This window comes from Chloroflexota bacterium, assembly GCA_016875535.1.
Lineage (GTDB): Bacteria > Chloroflexota > Dehalococcoidia > SHYB01 > SHYB01 > VGPF01.
The window spans coordinates 20,127-27,743 of the sequence record VGPF01000031.1; the positions used below are offsets into that span (position 1 = coordinate 20,127).

The 7,617-nt window shown below is 62.6% G+C and carries 6 protein-coding genes; 3 read left to right on the forward strand and 3 right to left on the reverse strand.

The window, feature by feature from the left end; genetic code table 11:
* Window positions 1-39: 39 nt before the first annotated feature.
* A complete protein-coding gene (hemW, locus tag FJ039_09075; GenBank protein ID MBM4406313.1) occupies window positions 40-1,218 on the reverse strand; it encodes a radical SAM family heme chaperone HemW in 1,179 nt (392 codons plus the stop codon).
* 135 nt (window positions 1,219-1,353) lie between these two features.
* Between hemW and holA the strand changes: the two genes are divergently transcribed.
* Window positions 1,354-2,370, forward strand: coding sequence for a DNA polymerase III subunit delta (holA, locus tag FJ039_09080; protein MBM4406314.1), 1,017 nt, complete (start codon window positions 1,354-1,356; stop codon window positions 2,368-2,370).
* 1 nt (window position 2,371) lies between these two features.
* Here holA and FJ039_09085 read toward each other — a convergent pair whose 3' ends face one another.
* Window positions 2,372-3,052 (reverse strand): PHP domain-containing protein, encoded by a 681-nt coding sequence (locus FJ039_09085; GenBank protein ID MBM4406315.1) that lies wholly within the window; start codon window positions 3,050-3,052, stop codon window positions 2,372-2,374.
* Window positions 3,053-3,119: 67 nt separating this feature from the next.
* Between FJ039_09085 and FJ039_09090 the strand changes: the two genes are divergently transcribed.
* Together FJ039_09090 and FJ039_09095 are read left to right on the forward strand one after the other, a co-directional pair.
* Entirely contained in the window at window positions 3,120-4,403 is a 1,284-nt protein-coding gene (locus FJ039_09090; protein ID MBM4406316.1) for a CoA transferase, read from the forward strand.
* Window positions 4,400-5,605 carry a CoA transferase gene (locus FJ039_09095; GenBank protein ID MBM4406317.1) on the forward strand — a complete coding sequence of 402 codons (1,206 nt, stop codon included), beginning with the start codon at window positions 4,400-4,402 and terminating at the stop codon, window positions 5,603-5,605. The genes FJ039_09090 and FJ039_09095 overlap by 4 nt, the downstream gene beginning before the upstream one ends.
* A gap of 55 nt (window positions 5,606-5,660) precedes the next feature.
* On the opposite strand, the gene FJ039_09100 is transcribed toward FJ039_09095, so the two are convergent.
* Entirely contained in the window at window positions 5,661-7,433 is a 1,773-nt protein-coding gene (locus tag FJ039_09100; GenBank protein ID MBM4406318.1) for an ABC transporter substrate-binding protein, read from the reverse strand.
* Between the last annotated feature and the right edge of the window lie 184 nt (window positions 7,434-7,617).

The following is a 7,617-nucleotide window of genomic DNA, read 5'->3' on the forward strand; positions in this document are numbered from 1 at the left end:
GGTGGAAGGAGGATAGCATAGGCGACTTGCAGAGAGGCCCTATTCCGGCAAGAGCTTCACGAAGACCTCGTTGCTGAGGAGCCGACCTTTAGTGGTGAGGCGGAAAAGGCCGTTGGATTCGGTGACGAGGCCGTGGCGGGCAAAGTCTCGGAGTGTCCCGGCCTGACGCCAAGCCTCAGCCTCGCCATAGCGGGAGGCGACGGCCGAGATCGCCAGGTCTTCATCTAGGCGCAGTTGGAGGATGGAGGTCTCGGAGGCCACGTCCTTCGGGTCAACATCGCGCCACTCCTCCACGGTGGGCATCTCATCGAAGGGCCAGCGCGCACCGGTATCGGTGGTGAGCCTGCGGATATAGTCGGCGGGCGACTTGATGTTCCAGAAGCGCTTGCGGCGCAAGTAGGAGTGAGCGCCAGGGCCGACGCCGAGGAAGGGCTCATTGTGCCAGTAGATAAGGTTGTGCTTGGCCTCATAACCGGGCTTGGCCCAGTTGGAGATCTCGTAGTGGCGGTAGCCCTTCAGCATCTCCTCTGCCATGAGGTACATATCGGCTGCGATGTCAGGATCGGGTTTGGGGAGCCTTCCGCTTTCGACATCGTGCCGCAGGGGAGTGCCCTCTTCAACGGTGAGGCCATAGAGGGAGATGTGGACGGGATCTAGCTGCAGCGACTGCTCCAGCGTTCGCCGCCAGGTCTCGAGCGATTGCATGGGAAGGCCATAGATAAGGTCAAAGCTGACGTTGGGGAGGCCAGCCGCTTTCATCAGACGGTAGGCATCTTTCGCCTGTTCCGCCGTATGGCGGCGGGTAAGCATCTTCAGCTCGGCATCGTCGAAGCTTTGGACGCCCATGCTGAGTCGGTTCACGCCGAGGGCCTTCCAGGAGGAGAGCTTCGCATCCGTGACATCGCCGGGGTTGGCCTCCAGAGTGACTTCGGCAGCGGGTGAGACGTCAAAGGCCTTGCAGGCGGAGGTGATGACTTGCGTGATATCACGTTCAGCTAAGAGTGAGGGCGTGCCGCCGCCGAGAAAGATCGTACGGACGGCTGGATGCTCCAGGACATGACCCCAGGCCTGCAGCTCAATCGAGAGGGCACGGACGTAGTCGGGGATAAGATGCTCAAGGCGCGCATAGGTATTAAAGTTGCAGTAGATGCACTTCGTCCGGCAAAAGGGGATATGGATGTAGAGACCGAGCGAGGGCTGGGGTACTGACAAATTCACTCTCTCCTCTCGGGCTACGCTCGAGTTCCTCTCCCATCAAGGGAGAGGGGTACAAGCTGAGCGACGCGCCTTGGCGAGTGGGCTACAATCATATGGCCCTCCAGAGGAGAGCGTCAACGAAACGAGCACAAGCGCATGGCGAACAACATCCACGTCCTCTACGGTGAGGACGAGTTTTCGGTAAAAGAGGCGCTGGCGGCAATGAAGCGAGACCTAGGAGACCAGGAATCGCTGGCAGCGAACACGGCGACGCTGGACGGCAAGACCCTTACCTTCGCGGAGCTCCAAATGACGTGCGCGACGCTGCCGTTCTTCGCGCCCGCCAGGCTCATCGTTGTGGAGGGCCTCTTGGAGCGGTTCGACGGCGGAGGCGGACGGCGCGGGCGGAGGCAGGCGGCAGAGGCGAAGGGCAAGGAACTGGGCGAGTTCGCGGGCCTGGGGAAGCTGGGAGAGAGCACGCCGCCGACCAATGTGGTCGTCTTCCTCAGCGGCGTCATCAAGGCGACGAATCCGGCGCTGGAAGTCCTGCGCGAAATCGCGCAGGTGAAAGCCGTCGCGCCGCTACGCGGGCGGCTGCTGCAGGACTGGATCGTGGCGCAGACGCCGAAGCACAGCGGAAGCATTGATCCCGGGGCGGCGCGGCTGCTCTCCGAGTATTCGACGGGCAACCTGCGCCAGCTGGACAACGACATCGAGAAGCTGGCGCTGTATGCGACGGGGCGGCCCATCCAAGAGAGCGATGTGCGCCTGCTGGTGCACTCCTCACGGGAGGCGCGCATCTTCGACCTGACGGACGCGGCGGTGCAGGGTCGAAGGGCCGATGCCGTGCGCGCCCTGGAGCAGCTGTTCGTGCAGGGAGAGGCGGCGCAGATGATCATCACGATGCTGGGGCGCCAACTGCGGATGCTGGTGCAGGCGAAGGTGCTGCTCGAGGCGAATGCGCCACAGAGCGCGATCGCGGAGGCGCTGGCGACGAACTCCGATTGGGTGGTGGAGAAGACGATCCAGCAATCGAGCCGGTACTCCCTGTTGACGCTGAAGGCGCTGTACCAGAGGCTGCTGCAAGCGGACGTCTCGGTCAAGGTGGGAGCCGTAGCCGAGGAGACGGCGGTGACGCTCTTCGTGACGGAGCTGGCAGGCGCGGCGAGGTAGGTTAGGCCGGTTTCGCAGCTCGAAGCAGGGCGGGCTTGAAGCGTCCTGCCTTCACTTCTGCAACAAAGCTCTCCAGATCGGTGATTCTCCGTGAGAAGTCCGTGGCACAGGCGCCGACGTCCTTCGAGTCGTGGGAGTCGCTCGCCCCGAAGGAGGGCAAGCCCTTGTATCCGGAGAGGTCGGCGGAGAACTTGTTCTGCACCGCGGAGCCGCGACCGTTGATCGCTTCAAGGCCGTGCACCAGGGAGAAGGCTTCTTCCCGGCCGGCATCTTCAAGCTGTTTTTCGTAGGAAGGCACCCACTCGGCAACCTCCGTGCGCAGGCGGCGGCGATAGGGGTGCGCGGCGAGCATGACGCCATCGGCTTCATCCACCAACGCGCGGAGGAAGGCGGCGCGATGCATGCCGAAGACGTAGCGGTAGAGGCCGAAGACGAGCATGTGCCCGTCTTCCGTATTGACCTCGCTGCCAGGGATGACAAGGAAGTTGTGCCTGCGGCCAAGGTCCGCGGCGGCGGCGGCGTCCCAGAACTGGTCGTGCTCCGTGAGGCAGATGCCTTGGAGTCCCGCCGCTTTGGCCGCTTCGATGAGGGCATCGGGCGTGTGTGAGGCGTCCAAGGAGTGGACGCAGGTGTGGGCGTGGAGGTCAATGAGCATGCTCCACCCAGTGTCACACCAGGCCATCAAGGCGTCAAGCCGCGCGGGATTATTCGTTGACACCTAGTGAAACGCTGTGCTAGCTTGCCGAGCTATGACGCTCGATGCCTCGGCGCTTGCACGGCCACGTCTCCCCTTCCATCCGTTCCGCACTCCCGACGCCGCATCGCTCGGCCTATTGGAGGGCGTGCGGGTGGTGGAATACGGGAGCATGGTCACAGCGCCTTTCGCATCCAAGCTATTGGCGGACCTTGGGGCAGAGGTCATCAAGGTGGAGGACATGGGAGGCGACGAGTCGCGGCGGCAGGGGCCATTTCCGGGCGATGAGCCCGACCCAGAGAAGAGCGGGCTCTTCATCTACCTCAATAGCAACAAGCACAGTGTGACGCTGAACCTCGATACGCCGTCAGGAAGAGACCTGCTCCACGCATTGGTGCGTGAGGCGGACATCTTCATCGAGAATGCGCCGCCGGGAGTGATGGAGCGCCGTGGGCTGACGCACGAATCGCTCAGCGCAGGGAACCCCCGGCTCATCGTGACGTGCATCCGTCCCTTCGGGTTGAGCGGGCCGTACCGTGACTACCTGGGGAACGACCTGGTGACGTGGCATGCGGCGGCGCTGGGCCACCGCTATCTGGGGGAGCCGGACCGGGAGCCGTTGCGCACCGGCGGGCTCTATGGGAGCTATTACAACGGCGTGAATGCGGCAGCGGCGACGATGCTGGCTTATCACAGCCGGAAGGAGACGGGAGAAGGACAGCTCGTGGAAATCTCGGAGGCGGACTGCCTTTCGGTGACGGTGATGGGCTATGGCCTGGTCGCTCTCTTCTACGAGCGGGGCCAGCATCTTTCGCGGCAGGGCGGAAGCCAGCGCGGCGGCGTTCCCGCAGCGATGATGCGGTGCAAAGACGGGTACGTCTTCATCTTCGCCTCTGAGGCGCACATGTGGGAGGGGCTGGTGCATGCGATGGGGGACCCAGAGTGGGCGCAGGCGGAGATCTTCAAGGGGCACTACCGCGATAGGGTGCGGTACGGGCCGGAAATCTACGCGATGATGCAGGAGTGGCTCGATCGAACAGGCCGCGAGGAGATTTTCATCTCCTGCCAGAGGAACCGCGTGCCCTCAACGGCGGTGTACACGATGGACCAATCGCTGAACAGCGTGCATCTGCGAGGGCGCGGCTACTTCCAGCGAATGGAGCAGCCGGGAGTCGGAGTGATCGAAGCGCCAGGATCGCCCTACGTGCTGGGCCATAAGGGAACAGGCGCACCACGACCTGCGCCGGCTTTGGGCGAGCACAATGAGGAAGTGCTGTGCGGAAGGGTGGGTGTGAGCAGGCAGGAGTTGACAGAGTTGAGAAGGAGCGGGGTCGTATGAATCTGCCTTTGAAGCACCTCCGCGTCGTCAACTTCGGGTGGATATGGGCCGCGCCTGCGCTGGCGGGAGCGATGGCGGATATGGGAGCGGAGGTGGTGAAGGTGGAGACGGGGCGGCGGGTGGACAATACGAGGCGGAGCGCAGCGAATTACAAAGAGATCCCGCTGATGAACCATTCATCGCTGACGCTGTTGCGGGATGTGCGCTCAATCACGCTGGACCTGGAGAAGGGTGAGAGCAAGGCGCTGGCGATGGAGTTGATTTCCACGGCGGACGTGGCGATCGAGAACTACAAGCCTGGGACGATTTCTCGATGGGGACTGGGTTATGACGTTTTGAGGAAGGTCCGGCCCGACCTCATCATGATTTCGCTCTCTTCCGGAGGACAGTGGGGACCGCTAAGCGGCATCACGACGTTCGGGTCGGCGCTTTCCTGCCTGACGGGGATCGAAAGCATCACAGGGTACGCAGAGGGAAAGCCGCCGCAGACGTTCGGGACCGCAGTCATTGACCCGTTCATCGGCTATCTCGGACTGCTGGCCGTCCTTTCGGCGCTGAGAGAGCGCGATCGGACAGGGAAGGGACAGTATATTGACCTGTGCCAGTGGGAGGCGGCGACGACGGTGGTGGGGAGCCAAATGCTGGACTACCAGTGGAACGGGCGCATCGCGGGGATGATGGGCAACCGCGACTTGCGCATGGCGCCGCACGGCCTCTACCGCTGCACGGGCTATGACGCATGGCTCGCCATCGCCGTGGAGAGCGAACAGCAGTGGCTCGGGTTGTGCAGAGCGATGGGCGAGCCGGAGTGGTCGCGGGAGCCGCGCTACACAGATCTATACCGCCGGTTGCGGAACCAGGAGTCGCTCGATGCGCACATCTCAGCCTGGACGAAGGAGCGCAACGCCATGGAGACGGCGCAGCTGCTGCAGGCGCACGGCGTGCCGGCGTTCCCGGCGCAATCAGACGAGGAGGCGTTCACGAATCATCATTTCCTGAGCCGCAACGGGTGGGCGCAGGTGCAGCATCCCTTCGGGCCGATCACGGTGAACGGCATCCACTGGAAGCTGAGCAAGACTCCGGGCGAGATACGCAAGGCGACGCCGATGTTGGGGCAGGACAACGAGTACGTCTTCCACGACCTGCTGGGGAGGCAGGTGGAGTCAACGGCGGCGTTGACGAAGCAGGGCGTCATCGCATAAACAAGAACGCCCCGGTCCAGCCGGGGCGTTCTCTTGCGCAGTAGGCTTCTCTTCGTTATTTATCTATCCACGTCTTATCGTAGCGGCCGCGATTTACGAAGGAGCCGCCAAGGGGCATGTTCTGCATCTCGCCGCGGCGAACCCAGGGAGTAGCGGCCCAGGCGAGGACGATGTAGTTCGCGGCATCGTAGAGGCGCGTCTGAAGGTCGGCCACGATACGAGCACGGCGCGCGGCATCGGTTGTGGTTTCCTGTTCATTGTACATGGCGTCCACTTGGGGGTCCTTCCACCCACCGTAGTTGCGTGAGGCGCTGCTGACCCAAAAGAGGCCTATGGTCTGGCTGGGTTCGTCAATAGCCTGTGCAAAGGGGCGATAGATAAGGTCGAAATCACCGTCCAAGACGAGGCGCTGGTTGTGAGCGGCCGGCTGTTCAGGGACGACGGTGAGGACCAGCCCACGGATTTTGTTGAAGAGGGTAACGGCGGCCTCAGCCTCGGTAGGAAAGACGCCACTGGCAACAACGTAGACGTTGAGCTTGAGCGGATTGGCGGCTGTGTAGCCTGCTGTGGCGAGGAGCCGCTCAGCTTCGGCAAGGTCCTGCGCCCTGGCCGACGGGTTCATGCCGGGGAGTCTTTGCTGCTCGGACATGGGCGGGGCCCAGTTGCCCTGGAAGTCCTTGGGCGGGCTAGCGTATCCGGATGGAAGGCCGGAACCACCCATGCCTGCAGCGACAAAGGCGCCGCGATCAAAGCCGATCTGCAAGGCCTTGCGCACCGCTGAGTTGCCTAACGGGCCTCGATTTTTGACGAGGAGCATACGCCAGCTATCAAAGGTCGCGCTTGATTGCAGAGCCGGGACGTCCTTTTTGATGTTGTCTATCTGGCCGACGAGGGCCGGGGCGTTGATATGGTCGAAGGCATCGATCTGACCGGTGCGGAAGGCGGCGATGTGGGCAGTGGTATCGGCGATGACGAACCAGTCAATACCATCCAGATAGGGCAACGGCCTATTGTCTACACCCTTGTCCCAATAGGTCGGGTTCGCGCGGAGCTCAAGCTTTCTGCCCCGATCCAGGTTGGTCCAGCGGTAAGCGTTGGTCCCTATCACCTTACCGGCCACGAGTTCTTGGAGCGACACGCGCGGGGAGTAGTTGAACATGACGGCGTGGGTCAGCGTGCGAAAGAGGGAGTTGCTGGGCTGCTTCAACGTAATCTGGAACGTTGAGGGGTCCACAAGGGCGGTATCAGCGGCGGCGGCGAGGAGAGCCTTGAAGTGACTGGCGAAACCGAGGGAGTCCTTGAGCATCGCGTCCCAATTGAACTTGATATCGGCTGCAGTAAGCGGGGAGCCGTCATGCCAGGTGACGCCGTTGCGAATCTTGAAGGTGATGGTTTTGCCATCCGGGCTGAATGTCCAACTTTCCGCCAGGTCGCCTGCGATGGTGAGGTCGTCCATATTCAACTGCACAAGGGTGCTGAGCACCGGCTGGAAGAGGGGGTAGGCGGAGTTGATGGGCCCCTGGAGGAGCATGAACTGGGGCTGGGATGAGGGCGTAAATTCGATGCGAGTGCGAAGGATGCCGCCGCGCTTGACCCTGGGGGCGGGCGTAGGCGTGGGGGGAACGGGAGTGGCAGTCGGCGCGGGTGTGGGCGGCGCGGGCGGGCGGGTTGCCGTTGGGGCAACAGTCGGCGCGCTGGTAGGCGCCGCTGTCGGGGCGGGCGCTTTGGTGGCCGTGGGTTCTTCGTCATCGCCTCCGCAGGCGCTGATGACGAGGATAAGAGAGAGCGTAAGGCTCACAAACAAGATCAGGCGCGAAAGTCTTTTCATAGTATTCCCCTTTCCTCCGATGGCCGTCCTCCCGGCTTGCGGGAAAGTAGCACCACCAGGTAAGGATGTCAACTGCGGCGGTTGCCAGAGGTGGTTCCGGAAAACTAGACAGCGGGGATAAGTGGAATCGCTGCCTGAAGATGGCATGATGAGGCCATCGGAACAAGGAGCGAGAGATGAGCAG

Coding starts and splice junctions, on each gene's coding strand:
- holA (MBM4406314.1), top strand. CDS start 1,354: ATGGCGAACAACATCCACGTCCTCTACGGTGAGGACGAGTTTTCGGTA.
- FJ039_09085 (MBM4406315.1), bottom strand. CDS start 3,052: ATGGCCTGGTGTGACACTGGGTGGAGCATGCTCATTGACCTCCACGCC.
- FJ039_09090 (MBM4406316.1), top strand. CDS start 3,120: ATGACGCTCGATGCCTCGGCGCTTGCACGGCCACGTCTCCCCTTCCAT.
- FJ039_09095 (MBM4406317.1), top strand. CDS start 4,400: ATGAATCTGCCTTTGAAGCACCTCCGCGTCGTCAACTTCGGGTGGATA.
- FJ039_09100 (MBM4406318.1), bottom strand. CDS start 7,433: ATGAAAAGACTTTCGCGCCTGATCTTGTTTGTGAGCCTTACGCTCTCT.